Origin of the sequence: Prauserella marina (assembly GCF_002240355.1) — a bacterium.
Taxonomy (GTDB): domain Bacteria; phylum Actinomycetota; class Actinomycetes; order Mycobacteriales; family Pseudonocardiaceae; genus Prauserella_A; species Prauserella_A marina.
Map to the genome: position 1 here is coordinate 746,934 of NZ_CP016353.1, position 15,869 is coordinate 762,802.

General features: G+C 66.9%; 12 protein-coding genes. 8 read left to right on the top strand and 4 right to left on the bottom strand.

Going from position 1 to position 15,869, the window contains the following annotated elements; all coding sequences use genetic code 11:
- Positions 1-33 precede the first annotated feature (33 nt).
- The 3 genes from BAY61_RS03310 to BAY61_RS03320 all read left to right on the top strand — a co-directional run bounded on the left by BAY61_RS03310 (position 34) and on the right by BAY61_RS03320 (position 5,825).
- Positions 34-1,602, top strand: a complete 1,569-nt coding sequence (locus tag BAY61_RS03310; protein ID WP_091810890.1) for a DNA polymerase Y family protein — start codon at positions 34-36, stop codon at positions 1,600-1,602.
- 157 nt (positions 1,603-1,759) lie between these two features.
- Positions 1,760-5,116 carry an error-prone DNA polymerase gene (locus tag BAY61_RS03315; protein WP_091810877.1) on the top strand — a complete coding sequence of 1,119 codons (3,357 nt, stop codon included), beginning with the start codon at positions 1,760-1,762 and terminating at the stop codon, positions 5,114-5,116.
- 115 nt (positions 5,117-5,231) lie between these two features.
- Positions 5,232-5,825, top strand: coding sequence for a pentapeptide repeat-containing protein (locus tag BAY61_RS03320; RefSeq protein WP_091810878.1), 594 nt, complete (start codon positions 5,232-5,234; stop codon positions 5,823-5,825).
- Positions 5,826-5,840: 15 nt separating this feature from the next.
- On the opposite strand, the gene BAY61_RS03325 is transcribed toward BAY61_RS03320, so the two are convergent.
- Positions 5,841-8,192 carry a TNT domain-containing protein gene (locus tag BAY61_RS03325; protein WP_420848889.1) on the bottom strand — a complete coding sequence of 784 codons (2,352 nt, stop codon included), beginning with the start codon at positions 8,190-8,192 and terminating at the stop codon, positions 5,841-5,843.
- Between the two features lie 234 nt (positions 8,193-8,426).
- Between BAY61_RS03325 and BAY61_RS03330 the strand changes: the two genes are divergently transcribed.
- The 3 genes from BAY61_RS03330 to BAY61_RS03340 all read left to right on the top strand — a co-directional run bounded on the left by BAY61_RS03330 (position 8,427) and on the right by BAY61_RS03340 (position 10,584).
- The gene (locus BAY61_RS03330) at positions 8,427-9,389 is read left to right on the top strand and encodes a DMT family transporter (RefSeq protein ID WP_245865748.1); all 963 of its coding nucleotides are present in this window, start codon (positions 8,427-8,429) and stop codon (positions 9,387-9,389) included.
- Positions 9,386-10,240 (top strand): bifunctional methylenetetrahydrofolate dehydrogenase/methenyltetrahydrofolate cyclohydrolase, encoded by an 855-nt coding sequence (locus tag BAY61_RS03335; protein WP_091810881.1) that lies wholly within the window; start codon positions 9,386-9,388, stop codon positions 10,238-10,240. Before BAY61_RS03330 ends, BAY61_RS03335 begins: the two co-directional genes overlap by 4 nt.
- 80 nt (positions 10,241-10,320) lie before the next feature.
- On the top strand, positions 10,321-10,584 hold the full coding sequence (locus BAY61_RS03340; protein WP_091810891.1) for a DUF3017 domain-containing protein: 264 nt from the start codon (positions 10,321-10,323) through the stop codon (positions 10,582-10,584).
- Between the two features lie 82 nt (positions 10,585-10,666).
- On the opposite strand, the gene BAY61_RS03345 is transcribed toward BAY61_RS03340, so the two are convergent.
- The 3 genes from BAY61_RS03345 to BAY61_RS03355 form a co-directional block, all read right to left on the bottom strand.
- Positions 10,667-11,863, bottom strand: a complete 1,197-nt coding sequence (locus tag BAY61_RS03345; protein ID WP_091810882.1) for an MFS transporter — start codon at positions 11,861-11,863, stop codon at positions 10,667-10,669.
- Between the two features lie 174 nt (positions 11,864-12,037).
- On the bottom strand, positions 12,038-12,409 hold the full coding sequence (locus BAY61_RS03350; RefSeq protein ID WP_091810883.1) for an ArsR/SmtB family transcription factor: 372 nt from the start codon (positions 12,407-12,409) through the stop codon (positions 12,038-12,040).
- Between the two features lie 171 nt (positions 12,410-12,580).
- A complete protein-coding gene (locus BAY61_RS03355) occupies positions 12,581-12,787 on the bottom strand; it encodes a DUF1918 domain-containing protein (RefSeq protein ID WP_091810892.1) in 207 nt (68 codons plus the stop codon).
- 123 nt (positions 12,788-12,910) lie between these two features.
- Here BAY61_RS03355 and asnB point away from each other — a divergent pair, with 123 nt between their 5' ends.
- Both asnB and BAY61_RS03365 read left to right on the top strand, forming a co-directional pair.
- On the top strand, positions 12,911-14,443 hold the full coding sequence (asnB, locus tag BAY61_RS03360; protein ID WP_091810884.1) for an asparagine synthase (glutamine-hydrolyzing): 1,533 nt from the start codon (positions 12,911-12,913) through the stop codon (positions 14,441-14,443).
- A gap of 199 nt (positions 14,444-14,642) precedes the next feature.
- The gene (locus BAY61_RS03365) at positions 14,643-15,866 is read left to right on the top strand and encodes an NADP-dependent isocitrate dehydrogenase (protein ID WP_091810885.1); all 1,224 of its coding nucleotides are present in this window, start codon (positions 14,643-14,645) and stop codon (positions 15,864-15,866) included.
- Positions 15,867-15,869 lie beyond the last annotated feature (3 nt).

Here is a 15,869-nt window from a genome sequence, read left to right on the forward strand (position 1 = left end):
TCCGGAAGCAGGGAAGGGCCGCCGATCAGCAGAATGCTGGTGTTGTGGTGCCCCGACTGGCCGGTGGTCGCCGCGGCCGCGACGGCGGGGGTTCCGGCGCACCTGCCCGCCGCCGTGTTCGCGGGGAACAGGGTCGTCGCGTGTTCGGCCGTCGCGAGAAGCAACGGTGTGCGCAGGGGCATGCGGAGGAGGGAGGCGCAGGCGCGGTGCCCTGACGTCGAGGTCTTCGCCGAGGACCCCGGCCGGGACGCGCGGTTGTTCGAACCGGTCGCCGCGGCGGTGGAGGAACTCATCGTCGGGGTCGAGGTTGTCCGGCCGGGAGTGGTCGCCGTGCCCATCAGCGGTGCCTCGGCCTACTTCGGTGGTGAGGACCGGCTTGTCGAGTTGCTTGCCGACCGCGTTGCCAGTGCCACGGGGGCGGAGTGTCAGGTCGGTGTCGCCGACGGGATGTTCGCGGCGACGCTGGCCGCGCACCGTTCGGTGTTGGTCGCGCGCGGCGCGGGTGGTGCGTTCCTGGCTCCGCTGAGTGTGACCGAGCTCGATCAGCCGGGCACCGAACGGGGTGAGCTCGTCGACCTGTTACGTCGCTTGGGGATTCGTACCCTGGGGGCGTTCGCCGCGCTACCCGAGCGGGATGTGGTGTCCCGCTTCGGCAGTGCGGGTCTGCTGGCTCACCGGTTGGCGCGTGGCCGCGACGAGCGTCCGCCTCAGCGGCGGCGCCCTCCTCCCGAACTGGCTGTCACGACCACTTTCGACCCCGTACTCGATCGGATCGATGCCGCGGCGTTCATGGCCAAGACGCTCGCGGGCCGGTTCCATGAGGGGCTTGCCACTCGCGGCCTTGCCTGTACCAGGCTGGGAATCCATGCCACGACGGAAAACGGGGAGGAACTCAGCAGAATCTGGCGCTGTGCCGGGCCGCTCACTCCCGAGGGCATCGCGGACCGGGTTCGCTGGCAATTCGAGGGCTGGTTGCGAAAAGGGGACGGAATCCGCCCGACGTCGGGGGTCGCCGAGCTTCGGCTCGAACCGGAGGAAACGGTCGAGGGGCATTCCCTGCAACTCGGACTGTGGCAGGGCGGAGGGGAAGGAGAGCACACCCCCGAGTCGGAACGAGCCGGTCGTGCGCTTGTTCATGTCCAGGGCCTGCTGGGGCCCGACAGTGTTTTCACCGCGGTTCCTGATGGCGGAAGCGGGCCCGCGCAACGAGTGAGGATGGTCCCGTGGGGAGACCCGCGGACAACGGAGGGGCGAGAGGCCGCGCCGTGGCCGGAACGGCTTCCCGGCCTTTCACCGGCGACCATTTTCGACGAGATCATTCCGGTGATCGTCGCCGACGAGAACGGTGAGCAGGTCAGCGTCACCGACCGGTGCGTGCTCACCGGTGCGCCGCGCAGTGTGGCGATCGACGGAGGTGGCGCGCGGGACGTCCTCGGCTGGGCGGGACCGTGGCGGGTTCTCGCGAAGTGGTGGGCACCGGAAGGGGCGGCTACCTGCGCACGGCTCCAGGTCGTGCTTTCCGGGGCCAACCCCATCGCCCTGTTGCTGAACTGGCAGGAAAAGCGGAGTCCGTTGTGGACAGTAGAAGGGATGTACGACTAGTGGACGAGGAGTTCTTCCAGGGACGGGTCGAATGGCTGTGGGCGGAGAGTCCCGCCGACCCGTGGTATCTGCCGGTGGACTCGCCGGTGCGGCAAGTCACCGGCTTTCCCGCCGTTCCAGTGCCACGGTCGTCGCCGGAGAACCACGAGTAGCCGGCATGGGGTTCGGTAATCCTCCCGTCCCGTGGCGGGATCTCTCCCGCACGCTGGACGGCGGAACGGAACCTGTCGTACCGGAGGGGGACGGCAACGACAGTCCCGCGTGGGGACGGCACAGGGAGCGCTATCTCCGGCCGGCCGACCTGTCGTCGCGTGGTGACGACGGTGGCGGCGCGATTCCCCGGACCCCCTACGCCGAACTGCACTGCCATTCCAATTTCAGTTTCCTCGACGGGGTCAGCCACCCCGAGGAACTGGTCGAGGAGGCGGCGCGACTCGGGCTCGACGCCGTCGCCATCACGGATCACGACGGCATGTACGGGGTGGCGAGATTCGCGGAAGCGGCGAGGGAGGTCGGTATCCGGACCGTGTTCGGTACCGAGCTCAGCCTCGGCCTTTCCGGGCCCCAGAACGGGGTCGCCGACCCGGAGGGCGAGCACCTGTTGTTGCTGGCGAAGGGACAGGACGGGTACGCGAGCCTGTGCAGGGCCATCACGGCGGGCCAGCTTCGCGGACACGACAAGGACCTGCCCGCGTCGGAGCGAGCCGAAAAGGGGAGACCGGTGTACGACCTGGACGCCATCGCGGCCGAGGTGTCCGGAAACTGCGCCGTTCTCACCGGCTGTCGCAAGGGAGCGGTGCGCACGGCACTGACCGCTCACGGTAAAGAAGCCGCCGCGGTGGAACTTCGGTCTCTGGTCGACCGGTTCGGCACCGGGAACGTCTACGTCGAGCTGATCGACCACGGCAGACCACTCGACAGCACCCACAACGACGCGCTCGCCGAGATCGCGGCCGAACTCGGGGTTCCGACCGTCGCCACCAACGCCGTGCACTACGCGACCCCGGATCGCGCGCGGCTCGCGCAGGTGGCCGCGGCCATCAGGGCCAGGAGAGGGCTCGACGAGATGGAGGGCTGGCTGCCATCGGCCGGTACCGCGCATTTGCGGTCGGGCGCGGAAATGGCGGCGAGATTCGCGCGTTACCCCGGTGCGGTGCAACGTTCGGCTTTGCTCGGCGCCGAATGCGCGTTCGACCTCAAGCTGGTCGCGCCCGAGTTACCACCGTACGAGGTGCCGGAGGGCTACGACGAGGCTTCCCTGTTGCGCGAGAAGGTGCTGCTCGGCGCGGCCCGGCGGTACGGCGCGGAGGGCGGGAAGAACGACAAGGCGTACCGGCAGATCGAGCACGAGCTGAAAGTCATCGAGGAGCGGAGATTTCCCGGCTACTTCCTGATCGTCTGGGACATCGTGAGATTTTGCGATGAAAATGACATCCTGTGTCAGGGAAGAGGTTCGGCCGCCAACTCCGCCGTGTGCTACGCGCTGGGTATCACGAAGATCGACCCGGTCGAGTGGAACCTGTTGTTCGAACGGTTCCTCGCTCCGGACAGGGACGGCTACCCCGACATCGATCTGGACATCGAATCCGATCGGCGGGAGAAGGTCATTCAGTACGTCTACGAGAAGTACGGGCGGCTGTGCACGGCGCAGGTCGCCAACGTGATCACCTACCGGGCGCGCTCCGCTGTCCGCGACGCGGCGAGGGCGCTCGGCCATTCACCGGGACAGCAGGACGCCTGGAGCAAGCAGATCGACAGGTGGGGGCCGTTGCGCGCCACGCGATCGGAGAGCGACCACGACATCCCCGAGCCGGTTCTCGCCATGGCGGCCTCGCTTGAGGATTTCCCAAGACACCTCGGCATCCATTCCGGTGGGATGGTGATCTGCAATCGCCCGGTGAGCGAGGTGTGCCCCATCGAATGGGCGCGGATGGAGAATCGCAGTGTTCTCCAATGGGAGAAGGACGACTGCGCTTCGGTCGGTTTGGTCAAGTTCGATCTGCTCGGGCTCGGGATGCTGTCCGCGCTGCATTACATGATCGACCTGGTCCGCGAGCACGAAGGGGTGGAGGTCGATCTCAGCAGAATGCCCCTCGAGGACCAGAACATCTACGACATGTTGTGCAGGGCTGACGCGATCGGTGTCTTCCAGGTGGAAAGCAGGGCGCAGCTCGCCACGTTGCCGAGACTTGCCCCGAGAAACTTCTACGCTCTCGCCATCGAGGTCGCGCTGATCAGGCCGGGGCCGATCCAGGGTGGCTCCGTGCATCCCTACATCCGGCGCTATACCAAGAAGGAGAAGTGGGAACACGATCATCCGCTGCTGGCCAACGCGCTGGACAAGACGCTTGGTGTGCCGTTGTTCCAGGAGCAGATGATGCAGATCGCGCTCGATGTCGCGGGTTTCACCGCCGCGGAGGCCGACGAGCTGCGGCATGCCATGGGCGCCAAGCGTTCTGGCCGCAAGATGGAACGGTTGCGGCAGCGATTCTACGAAGGCGCGGCACGCAACGGGGTCGATGAGCGGATGGCCGAGCGCATTTTCCAGAAGATGCGGGCTTTCTCCAACTTCGGTTTCCCCGAAAGTCACGCGTTGAGCTTCGCCGGACTTGTTTTCGCCAGCGCGTACTTCAAGTACTACCACCCAGAGGCTTTCTGCGCCGGGTTGCTCCGCGCGCAACCGATGGGGTTCTATTCCCCGCAGTCGCTCGTGGCCGACGCGCGGCGGCACGGGGTGACGGTGCGCGGTCCCGATGTCAACGCGAGCCTCCCCGACGCGACGCTGGAACCGCTGGGAGAAAACGGTTCCGGACTCGCTGTTCGCATCGGACTCGGTACGATCCGGACCATCGGTGGCCGGCTCGCGGAACGGCTCGTCGCGGAACGCGACGACGGGGGCATTTTCCGGGACATGGCTGACGTCGCGCGGAGAGTGCGGCTCACCACGCCGCAGGTCGAAGCGCTGGCAACGGCGGGAGCGTTCGGTTGTTTCGAACAGGATCGCCGTAGAGCGCTGTGGGCGGCCGGTGCTGTCGCCGAGGAACGGCCGGAGAAGATTCCCGGCAGCACTCCCGGTGTCGCGGCACCCACGTTGCCGGGTATGGACGACATCGATCACGCCGCAGCCGATGTGTGGGCTACCGGGCTTTCTCCTGACAGCTTTCCGACACAGTTCATTCGCGACCGGCTTGACGCGCTCGGTGTCGTGACGGCGGAACGTTTGCGGCATGTCGAAGACGGAAGGCGGGTGCTCATCGGAGGTGCTGTCACGCACAGGCAGCGGCCGGCGACCGCGGGCGGGATCACGTTTATCAACATCGAGGACGAGACGGGGATGGTGAACGTCATCTGCACCGCCGGGTTGTGGCAGCGCTATCACCGGATCGCCCGGTCCAGCCCGGCGTTACTTGTCAGGGGTGTCGTCGAAAAAGCGGATGGTGTCGTGAGCCTGCTCGCCGATCGGTTGCAACACCTGCCGATGCGGATCACTCAACGGTCGCGGGACTTCCGGTGACCCGGGGGCCTCCGTGGATTGTCGCGCGCCGGAAAACGCTGGCACACAACGAAAATCTCACCGGGTGGCCGGGTGCCTCGACGGTGATCACCGGCAGGTATGACATGCTGGCCGGATGGATGAACCCGAGGTGGACGAGGACTACCAGGACGCGGTGCTGCCCAACGCGAACTGGGAGAATCGGAAGTTCATCCGTTGCGATTTCAGCGAGGCGGATCTGCGGGGATTGACGACGCGAGGATGCACGTTCGACGAGTGTGACTTCACCAAGACCGACCTCGGCGACTCCGCGCATCACTCGTCGGCGTTCCGCTCGTGCGAGTTCAATCGCACGAGCCTCGCCGGTGCGAGCTTCTCGGGATGCTCGCTGCTCGGATCGTCCTTTGCGGACTGTGGCTTCCGTGCCGTGAGTGTGAAGGACTGTGACCTTTCGCTGGCCTCCTTGGCGAAGGCCGTGCTCAAAGGCAAGAACCTCACGCGACTGCGGCTGCGGGAGGCCAACTTGACCGACGCCGATCTGCGCGAGGCGGACCTGCGAGGAAGCGACCTGACCGGAGCGCGGTTGCTCGGTGCCGTGCTCCGCGGCGCGGACCTCCGCGGTGCCCGTATCGACGCCAATGGGCTTGTGCACGCTCAACTTTCCGGCGTGCGGGTCGATCTGGACACGGCGGTGGCCTACGCCGCGGCACACGGTCTCGTCGTGGACTGACCGTTCGGCGAACGGTCAGTCGATGGGCGGCTCGCCGGGGTCGAGTTCGATCAGATCGCCTTCGGCGAGCAGTTCCTCGATGGAGGCGGGCAGCAGGTAAGCCGCGCCACCACCCGGCTGGTTGAACCAGGGAATGGCCACACCGTGCAATGCCTCAAGTGGGCGCTGCACGCGATACACGTGGTACGGCCTGCTGACCCATTCCGGTACCAGCGACCGTTCCTCGAACGGCGTGCCGGCGGCGTAGGTGAGGTTTCCGTTCGGCCCGCCGAACCGGTCTAGTTCGCTGCCTGCCGGTAGCTCCCTGACTTCCTTACCCCGGAACAACGTCAGCGGAGGTTCGCCGGACATCGGATGGATCGGCCATTGCCCACCGCCCTTGCGCTGATCGGCTTCGGCGGGGCGAGGCGGACCGTCCCTGCGGGCCGGCGGCGGCTGGGGCGCCTCGCGCGGCCCGGGAGCCGGGGCCTGCCGACGGGCTCCTGCCGAGGGCTCTTCCCTCGGCGTGACGGGGGCCGAAAGCCTGGTCGGTTGTTCCGCGGGTGGTTGCTCGCGAGGAGGTGGCGGTGGCCGCATGCCGGTGGCGACCTCGGGTGACAAAGTGGTGGTCACCGGGCGCGGTGGCGGTGGCTGCCGCTCCTCAGGAGCGGGTGCGGCGGGCGGTGCCGGTTGTGCCGGTTGCACTGGGGGCGTGGTCGCGCCACCCGGCGCAAGCAGCACCTTGCCCAGCATGAACGCTGCCGCGTCCTCCGCGTCCCCGAACACCGCTGGGCTCTTGAGTTCTTCGTCGTACCAGCCGACCCGCCAGCCCTCGGCGACCTGTTCGACGCTCCAGCCGTGCTCCGCGGGTGCGCCGATGCGGTACACGGCCTCGGGGATGCCGAGGTCTTCCAACTTGTCGTGCAGGTCTTCCAGCACCGGCTCCTCGTACATGGGCGGCGGGCTGGAGAACTGGGTGGGGGGACCACCGTCATCGGTGCCGTCGAGATGGGCCGGAGGCCGTGGCCGGTCGTCGATGCGTTCGTTGAGCAGCGAGTCGGTCTGCTCCTCTTCTCGCGCGGGCGGCTCGGAAAGCGGGGGAAGGGCCGCGATCGTGGTGGCCGCGTTCTCGTCGACGTCGATGCGGTCACCGTGGTCCGCGTGCTCGCCCCGCTCATCCAGGTCGTCGAGGCTGCCCAGGGTGTCGAGGTTGTCGATATCGTCGATCCGGTCCCGCCCTTCGCGGCGTTCGAGACCGTCGAGCCCACCGAGACCGTCGAGTCCATTGCGACCATCGATGCGGTCGAGGTCGTCACCGGCCCTGCCGGGATCGTCGTCGACGTTGTCGATGCCCGCGTAACCGATGTCCTCGGGTTCCGGTTCGTCGTGCCGGAGCCGGTCGTGCGGGGGGCCGTCGTCGTGGCGGACCGGTTCGGCGAATCGGGTCGGTTCCGCGGCGTGCTCGGCGAACTGCTCCTCGAACGGGGGCAGCGGCTCCGGTTCCTCCGCGACGGCCTGCTCGGGTTCAGGTGGTGGCGGTGGGACCGGCCGTTGTTGCGGAGGTACGCCACCTCGATTGATGTGCGCGGAAGCGGCTTGGCGGACCGGTTCCGGAACGTCGGGGATCGAGAAGCCGTTGCCGCGAATGTGCTGGATGAGGTCCGGCTCCGGGGCGAGGCCGTATTCACGCAGGTAGTAGTTGACGGCGGCCGGCCAGATCCAGGCGCCGTCACTGTGGAAGGCGATCGGGACGGTGCTCTCCGGAGGGTTCGCGAGCCGGTCGAGGTCGTAGCCCCTGCCGGGTACCACGACAGGTGAGCTGTCGAGGTAGTCGAGCAGCCGGTCCTGTTCATCGACGTCGAGTTCGGGACGGTTGATGACGGGGCGGCCGTTGGGACCGGGGGGACCGTCGAAGATGCGGGCGATCCGGAAGCGGTGTCCTGGCCGTTCGGGGCCGAGCCCCGACATCCTGCGCATCAGCCAGTCCGGCACGTTCTCCTCGGAACGAGGGAACGTGCGCAGTTCGTCGGCGTAGGCCTGAGGAGGCGGGGCCAGGTCCCACTGCGGTTCGTCGCGGTCGTATTCGAGGTTGTAGCTGGAGGGGTGGTCCAACTGATAGCGCGCGTTGAACCAGGTACCTCTGCCTTCCCGGTACATTCCGGCCCGCAGCCGGCCGAACAAAGTGGCGATGTCGTGGGTGGCCATCCACTCCTCGGTTGAGCCGTCGGCTACGACGACTTCCCCGGTCAGCTCGTGGTACCTCCCTACGGCGCGGTACTCGGCGGTCACCCTTCGCCAGTCGCGCGGGGCCGCTCGAAGCAAAGAGAGGCCGATCTGCTTGACCAGGGTGTCCTGCTCGGTTGCGTTTAGCTGGGTCGGTAGTGCCACGACAACATCTTGACTAATTCGTGCCGCCAATGCACGGCACATCTCTACATCAACGCGGTTCTGCCTGAATTGCGCTGTGTGCTGCCAACTTTGCGGCGTGTGAAGTGCCACAGATCATCACATGGAAGCAACCTTATGGAGCCATCACTCGCACAATGGTCGGCGATGGCTACCCCGAGTACCGGCGTTCGGCCGCAAGGTCCCTCGAACGCCGCAACAATCCACACGACACGCTTGAAGCGGGTTCTCGGCGTCCTTCTCGCCATCGCGGCCGGTCTTGTGATGGCCGCGCAAAGCAGGGTGAACGGGCAACTCGGCAGGGAGGTGGGCGACTCCGCCTTCGCCGCCGTGCTCTCGTTCGGTGGCGGACTGCTGATATTGGCCGTGCTGCTGGTGTCGTCCCGGCGCATGCGTTTCGGGCTCGGTGCGGTGGTCTCGGCGCTGCGGGGCGGAGAACTGCGGCCGTGGCACTGCCTCGGAGGAGTCGCCGGAGCACTGTACGTATTGGCACAGTCGGTGACGGTCGCCGTTGTGGGTGTCGCGTTGTTCACCGTCGGTGTCGTGGCCGGACAGACGGTGAGCGGACTGTTCGTCGACAAGGCAGGCATCGGCCCTGCCGGCAGGAAACCGTTGTCCTGGTCGAGAGTGCTCGGGTCATTGCTGACCGTGGCCGCCGTCGGTGTCGCCATCGTCGGCCGCGACGATGTCGGCTCGGCGGCGGAATTGTGGCTGCTGGTATTACCGGTGCTGGTCGGAGCGGCTGTCGCGGTGCAGCAGGCGATCAACGGACATGTCAGCGTCGCGGCGGGCAGTCCGCTCACCGCGGCGCTGGTGAACTTCTCGACAGGTTTCGTCGTGCTGGTCGGCGCGTGGCTGATTTCGTTGGCAACACGGGGTTTGCCCGGACCGATGCCCAGCAATCCCGCGCTGTATCTCGGCGGCTTGTTCGGGCTGGTGTTCATCGCGGTGTCGGCGTTAGTCGTCGGCTGGATCGGGGTTCTGCTGCTCGCTCTCGCTTCGGTCGCGGGGCAACTCGTCGGCTCGGTGCTGCTCGACGCGTTCCTGCCGACGGTCGCCGGTGGCATCACGGTGCCGACGCTTGCCGGTTGCGTGGTGGCGATGCTGGCCTTGCTGATCGCCGGAATGGGAAGGCAGCGCCGCGGCCTGCCTCGGCCTTTGAAACAATCGGATCCGTGACGGCGACAGTTCTGGACGGCAAGGCCACCAAAGACGCGATCTTCGCCGAGCTTGCTCCGAGGGTGGCCGCGCTCGCCGAGCGGGGCATCACTCCCGGGCTGGCCACGGTGCTGGTCGGTGACGACCCCGGCTCTCATTCCTACGTGCGCATGAAGCATGCCGACAGCGCGAAGGTCGGCGTGACCTCGATCCGCCGAGACCTTCCATCGGACATCTCGCAGGCCAAGCTGGAAGCGGTCGTCGACGAACTGAACGCCGACCCCGCGTGCACCGGATACATCGTGCAGCTCCCGTTGCCTTCCCACCTCGATTCGGGCGCCATCCTGGAACGCATCGATCCGGACAAGGACGCGGACGGGCTCGCCCCGGTGAGTCTCGGCCGGCTCGTGCTCGGCCAGCCGGCGCCGTTGCCGTGCACCCCGCTGGGGATCCTCGAATTGCTGCGCCGCTACGACGTACCGCTCGCCGGTGCCAGGGTGACGGTGGTCGGCAGGGGCATCACGGTGGGCAGGACGCTGGGACTGCTGCTTACCCGGCGCACCGAGAACGCGACGGTCACCCTGTGTCATACCGGGACGCGCGATCTGGCCGCCGAGGTCGCCAGGGCGGACATCGTGGTCGCCGCGGCGGGGTCACCAGGGCTGATCACGCCGGACATGGTGCGGCCAGGCGCGGCGGTCCTCGATGTCGGTGTGTCCAGGGTCGACGACAAGCTGGCAGGCGATGTCGCTCCCGGTGTCGAGGAGGTGGCGGGGTACATCTCGCCCAATCCCGGCGGGGTCGGGCCGATGACGAGGGCCATGTTGATCTCGAACGTCGTCGAGGCAGCCGAACGACTGGCCGCGCGGTGAGTACGCCGTCCCCGGCACCGACACCGCCGACACCGCCGACACCACCGTCTCCGGCCTCGCCGTCCCCGTGGCGGCGCAGGCTGCTGGCCCAGCTTCCGTTCGCCGTGGTCGTCGCGCTGGTGGCGGTGGCAGCCGTGCGCATCGGCATGTACCACTGGCGACAGGGCGCCGCGTTGATCGGTGGCGCGCTGCTTGTCGCGGCGGTGTTGCGGGCCGCGTTGTCGGACGAGCAGGCAGGGCTGCTGCAAATCAGGAGCAGGCCGATCGACGTCCTGTCCTATGCCTGCTTCGGGTTGTTGATCCTGTTCGTGACGTTGACGATCACCGGCGGCCCACTCGGCTGACCGCCCCGCCTCAAACAGCAGTTAGCGGGCTAAACGCGGTACTTAGCTATGCTCAGCACCGCGTTTAGCCCGCTGAATGCGGTCAGCCGTGGCCAGCGGTGGCCAACTGGGGCTGGGGTGGTGCGGGGGTGGGGGTCTCCTTGCGGTCGAGACCGGCCGACACGGCGGCCAGGCTCAGTCCCAGTACCGCGAGCAGGGCGCCGACCCAGTTGGGGGCGACGAGACCGAGGCCGCCCGCGATGACGAGCCCGCCGAGGTAGGCGCCGATCGAGTTGGCGATGTTGAAGGCCGACTGCACGGCCGCCGACACCAACGACGGCGCGCCCCCCGCCTTCTCCATGATCCTTGCCTGCATGATCGGTCCGATCATGAACGCGGCGACACCGATGAAGAAGATCGTGATCGCAGCGGCGACCTTGCTGTGGGCGGTCACCGTGAAGACAGCGAGCACGCTGCCGAGCGCGAACAGCGCCGCGAACAACGTCGGCATCGGGGCCCGGTCGGCCAGCCTGCCGCCGAGGTAGTTGCCGAGTGTCATGCCGATGCCCGCGAGCGACAACAGCAACGTGACGCTCGCCGGTTCGAACCCCGCGACATCGGTCATCATCGGAGCCAGGTAACTCAGGCAGGCGAACCCGCCGCCGAGTCCGAAGGTGACGATCGCCAGCGCCAGCCACACCTGCGGCTTCCGGAACGCCGAGAGTTCACCACGCAACGACACTTCGAGCGGCTTGCCCTGGTGGGGGACGAGTTTCGCGATCGCGACGAGCGCGACCAGTCCGATGACGGCCACGAGTCCGAAGGTGGCTCGCCAGCCGACCTGCTGGCCGAGCAGTGTGCCGAGCGGCACGCCGACGACGTTGGCCAGCGTCAGGCCCATGAACATCATCGAAACGGCCCTCGCCCGCTGCCCCGAGGCCACCATGCTGGAGGCCACGACGGCTCCGGCGCCGAAGAACGCGCCGTGCGGCAGTCCGGCCAGGAACCGGAACAGCACCCCGAACTCGTGGTTGGGCGCGAAAGCGAACAGCGCGTTGCCGATGACGAACATCACCATCATCGAGAGCAGCATCGTCTTGCGGGGCAACCGCACGGCGACGGCGGTGAGCAGTGGCGCGCCCACCACGACACCCAGCGCGTACGCGGAGATCAAATAGCCCGCCGCCGAGATCGAGACACCGAAGTCGGCTGCCGTTTCCGGCAGCACTCCCATCATCACGAACTCGGTGGTGCCGATGCCGAAGGCACCGATGGCGAGCGCGAGCAGCGCTACGGGCACAGCACTCCCTCCTGTGCGGATTTCTGAATCGTTAAAGCCGAATGGCGTAAAGAAAGACAGCCAGCGTCTGACCCCTGTGTCGCTTGGCTGCCTGACTCCAGTCTCAACAGTCACCGGGGCCCGTGTCATCCCGGCGACGGGTGACGCTGCGCACCCTCGTGAGGGCCGGCCGCGTTACCTCGGCGCGGCGAGAACCCCGTGCAGCAGGCCGGGGAACAGGGTGTCGAGGTCGTCCCGGCGCAGCCGGTTCAGCCTCGACGTGCCCCGTGGACGGGAGGCGATGACCCCGGCTTCCCTGAGCGTGCGCAGGTGATGGGTCAGCGTCGACTTGCTGACCGAGACGTCGAAGGCGCCGCACATGAGCGGGCGGCCCTCCCTGGCGAGCTGGCGCACGAGTTCGAGGCGAACGGGGTCGGCGAGCGCCTGTAGGACCGCCTCGATGCGGATCTCGTCCCGCTCCGGTAGCCGATGGGCCACCTGGGCGGGCGCATCCTCCCTTTGCCCGGCGGGCACGGACGGTGAGGACGGAGACTGCGCTGTGCTCATGGCTCACATGGTACGAAGCGCTTCACACTGCGATGGCCGTCGAACTTCGGGCGCGAGCGGCTTAAGCCGCACCGGATGCGGATGGCCGCCCGCGGTCGTCCACATGCTCACCGTGACGGATTTCCGCATCGCGGGAAAATGCGCGGTACTCGCCGAGCGGAAATCCTCCGCTCAGCTCGCGCCTTCCCCGTTGCCCGCGCCGTCGAGGACCTCGCAATCCGGGCCGGGAAAAACGAGTCCCTCGTGACCGTCGGAAAACCGCACCAGATAGGGCGGCTCGCCGTGATCGCCGCGCACTTCGACGATTTCGCCCTGTTGTTTTCCGGAGCCGACGGTCCTGCCGTGTACGTGAATTCGGTCTCCCACGGATGCCCGCATCATTGACCACCTCCGCTGTGACCAGGGTAGGAGCGAGCGCGGCGGTAGTCGAGACCGGCGACGAACACGAAAGCGGCACACATATCAACTACAATTGGTCGTAACCGAGGAGGTGCCGCACCAGTGTGTGGAATAGTTGCCGCAGTCGGTAACATCGATATCAGTTCATGTCGCAGAATGTTGAGTCGGATCAAGCATCGGGGTCCTGACGACACTGGCGAAATCCGCAAGGAAAATGTCTGGCTCGGCCATCAACGTTTGTCCATTATGGATGTTGAAGGCGGGCATCAACCGCTGAGTGACGCCGAGTCGAGAACATATCTCGTGGCCAACGGCGAAATCTACAATCACCGGCACATCAGGGAAGATCTTGGGCACGAGTTGTTCGAGACCGGATCGGACAGCGAGGCGGCGCTGCACGCGCTGATCGTCGACGGCCCGGTGGGTCTCGCCAGGTTGCGGGGCATGTTCGCGCTGGCTTTCGCCACGGAGGACGGTGATTTCCTCGCCGCGCGCGACCCGCTCGGCGTGAAGCCGCTGTACTGGGCGCGGCGTGAGGACGTCACGTTGTTCGCCAGCGAACTGCGGGCGTTCGACGCCGAGGACAGGCCGCTCGTCGAGAGCTTCCCTCCGGGGCACTGCTGGAGTCCCGCCGGTGGTCTCGTGCGGTTCGCGGACAGCGTGCCGTCGCACGTCCGGCCGGCCCGCAGGGCGGAGGAAGCGGGTGTGTGGGACCAGTCGCTGGTCAAGTCGGTACGCGAGGCGATCGTCGCCGCGGTCGAGAACCGCATGATGAGCGATGTCGGTGTCGGCGTTTTCCTTTCGGGAGGACTCGATTCGGCGATCGTCGCCGCCGTCGCGGCCGAGTACGCGGCGCGGCACCGGCAGCCACTGCCCACCTTCGCGGTTGGCTCTCCCGGCAGCGCCGATCTGCTCGCCGCGAAGCGGGTCGCCGAGTACCTCGATGCCAAGCACCACAACATCGAGCACCACGAGATCCTCATGACCAGGCAGGACGCGATCGACGCGCTGCCGAGGGCGGTCACCGCGATCGAGCACTACGACCCTTCCCTCGTGCGCAGTGCGGTGCCGAACCTGCTGCTCGCCGAGTACGCGGTCAAGCACGTGCACGCCGTGCTCACGGGTGAGGGTGCCGACGAGCTGTTCGCCGGTTACTCCTACTACCACGAGGAACCGTTCACCGATCCGGACGCGTTGCAGGCCGAACTGGTGCGCACGGTCGGCGAGTTGCATCACCTGAACCTGCAACGTTGTGACCGGGCCTCGATGGCGTTCGGGCTGGAGGCGAGGGAACCGTTCCTCGACCGTGAGGTCGTCGAGCTGGCCCTGTCGATCCCGCCCGAACACAAGATGTTGCCGCCGGGCAGCTCGCACGGCGAGGAGAAGAAGCTGCTGCGCGAGGCGTTCGAAGGCTGGTTGCCGGAGGAGATCCTGCACAGGGGCAAGGAGCAGTTCGGCGACGGTTCCGGTGCCAAGGAGGTACTGGAGGACGCGGTGCGCTCCTCTCCCGACGTGGCCGTCGCCGAAGGCGTCGAGTTGCGCACGAAGGAAGAGGCGGGTTTCTACGCGATCTGGCAGCGGGAGCTCGCCGGGATCCGGCCGGAACGCACGCTCGGCCTTTTCGCCACGACCTGACGGATCGATTCAGGCCGGCCCCTCGTTCCTCACCGTGAGGAGCGGGGGGCCGCTACCGTGCGACGGCGGGTGGTTGCGGTATACCTGCGGGTAACCGGGGGTGCGGGCGACACGACAACGCATTTAGCAGTACGCTTGTACCGCTTACACGTGCCGAAGGACAAAGACGCGAAGATCCGCGAGAGGAGCCCCGCCGCACATGGCCAAGATCAAGGTCGAGGGCACCGTCGTCGAACTCGACGGCGACGAGATGACCCGCATCATCTGGCAGTTCATCAAGGACAAGCTGGTTCACCCGTACCTGGACGTCAATCTGGAGTACTACGACCTCGGTATCGAGGAACGGGACCGGACCGACGACCAGATCACGGTCGACGCGGCCAACGCCATCAAGAAGCACGGCGTCGGCGTGAAGTGCGCCACCATCACTCCTGATGAGGCCAGGGTCGAAGAATTCGGCCTGAAGAAGATGTGGCGCAGCCCCAACGGGACGATCAGGAACATCCTCGGCGGCGTGATCTTCCGTGAGCCGATCGTCATCTCCAACATTCCGCGACTGGTGCCGGGCTGGACCAAGCCGGTCATCGTGGGCAGGCACGCGCACGGCGACCAGTACAAGGCCACCGACTTCAAGGTCCCCGGCCCCGGAACGGTCACCATGACCTACACCCCGGCCGACGGTTCGGAGCCGATGGAGTTCGAGGTCGCGAACTTCCCCGAGGGCGGCGGCGTCGCCATGGGGATGTACAACTACCGGCGGTCCATCGAGGACTTCGCCCGCGCATCCCTGCAATACGGGCTCGACCGTGGTTTCCCGGTCTACATGTCGACGAAGAACACGATCCTCAAGTACTACGACGGCATGTTCAAGGACGTGTTCCAGGAGATCTTCGACGCCGAGTTCAAGGCGGACTTCGACGCGAAGGGCCTCACCTACGAGCACCGGCTGATCGACGACATGGTCGCCGCGTCGCTCAAGTGGGAGGGCGGCTACGTGTGGGCCTGCAAGAACTACGACGGTGACGTGCAGTCCGACACCGTCGCGCAGGGCTTCGGCTCGCTCGGCCTGATGACCTCCGTGCTGCGCACTCCCGACGGCAGGACCGTCGAGGCCGAGGCAGCCCACGGCACCGTCACCAGGCACTACCGGCAGCACCAGCAGGGCAAGCCCACCTCGACCAACCCGATCGCCTCGATCTTCGCGTGGACGAGGGGTCTTGAGCACAGGGGCAAGCTCGACGGCAACTCGGAGCTGGTCGGCTTCGCCACCAAGCTGGAGCAGGTCGTCATCGAGACCGTCGAGAGCGGCAAGATGACCAAGGACCTCGCCCTGCTGGTCGGCAAGGAGCAGCCGTTCCAGACCACCGAGGACTTCCTCGCGACGCTGGACGAGAACCTGGCGAAGAAGATCGCCCAGGGCTGAAAG

Bases quoted from the DNA above. Each gene is read 5' to 3' on its own strand.
- BAY61_RS03310 (WP_091810890.1), top strand. From the start codon at position 34: ATGCTGGTGTTGTGGTGCCCCGACTGGCCGGTGGTCGCCGCGGCCGCG.
- BAY61_RS03315 (WP_091810877.1), top strand. From the start codon at position 1,760: ATGGGGTTCGGTAATCCTCCCGTCCCGTGGCGGGATCTCTCCCGCACG.
- BAY61_RS03320 (WP_091810878.1), top strand. From the start codon at position 5,232: ATGGATGAACCCGAGGTGGACGAGGACTACCAGGACGCGGTGCTGCCC.
- BAY61_RS03350 (WP_091810883.1), bottom strand. From the start codon at position 12,409: ATGAGCACAGCGCAGTCTCCGTCCTCACCGTCCGTGCCCGCCGGGCAA.
- BAY61_RS03355 (WP_091810892.1), bottom strand. From the start codon at position 12,787: ATGCGGGCATCCGTGGGAGACCGAATTCACGTACACGGCAGGACCGTC.
- BAY61_RS03365 (WP_091810885.1), top strand. From the start codon at position 14,643: ATGGCCAAGATCAAGGTCGAGGGCACCGTCGTCGAACTCGACGGCGAC.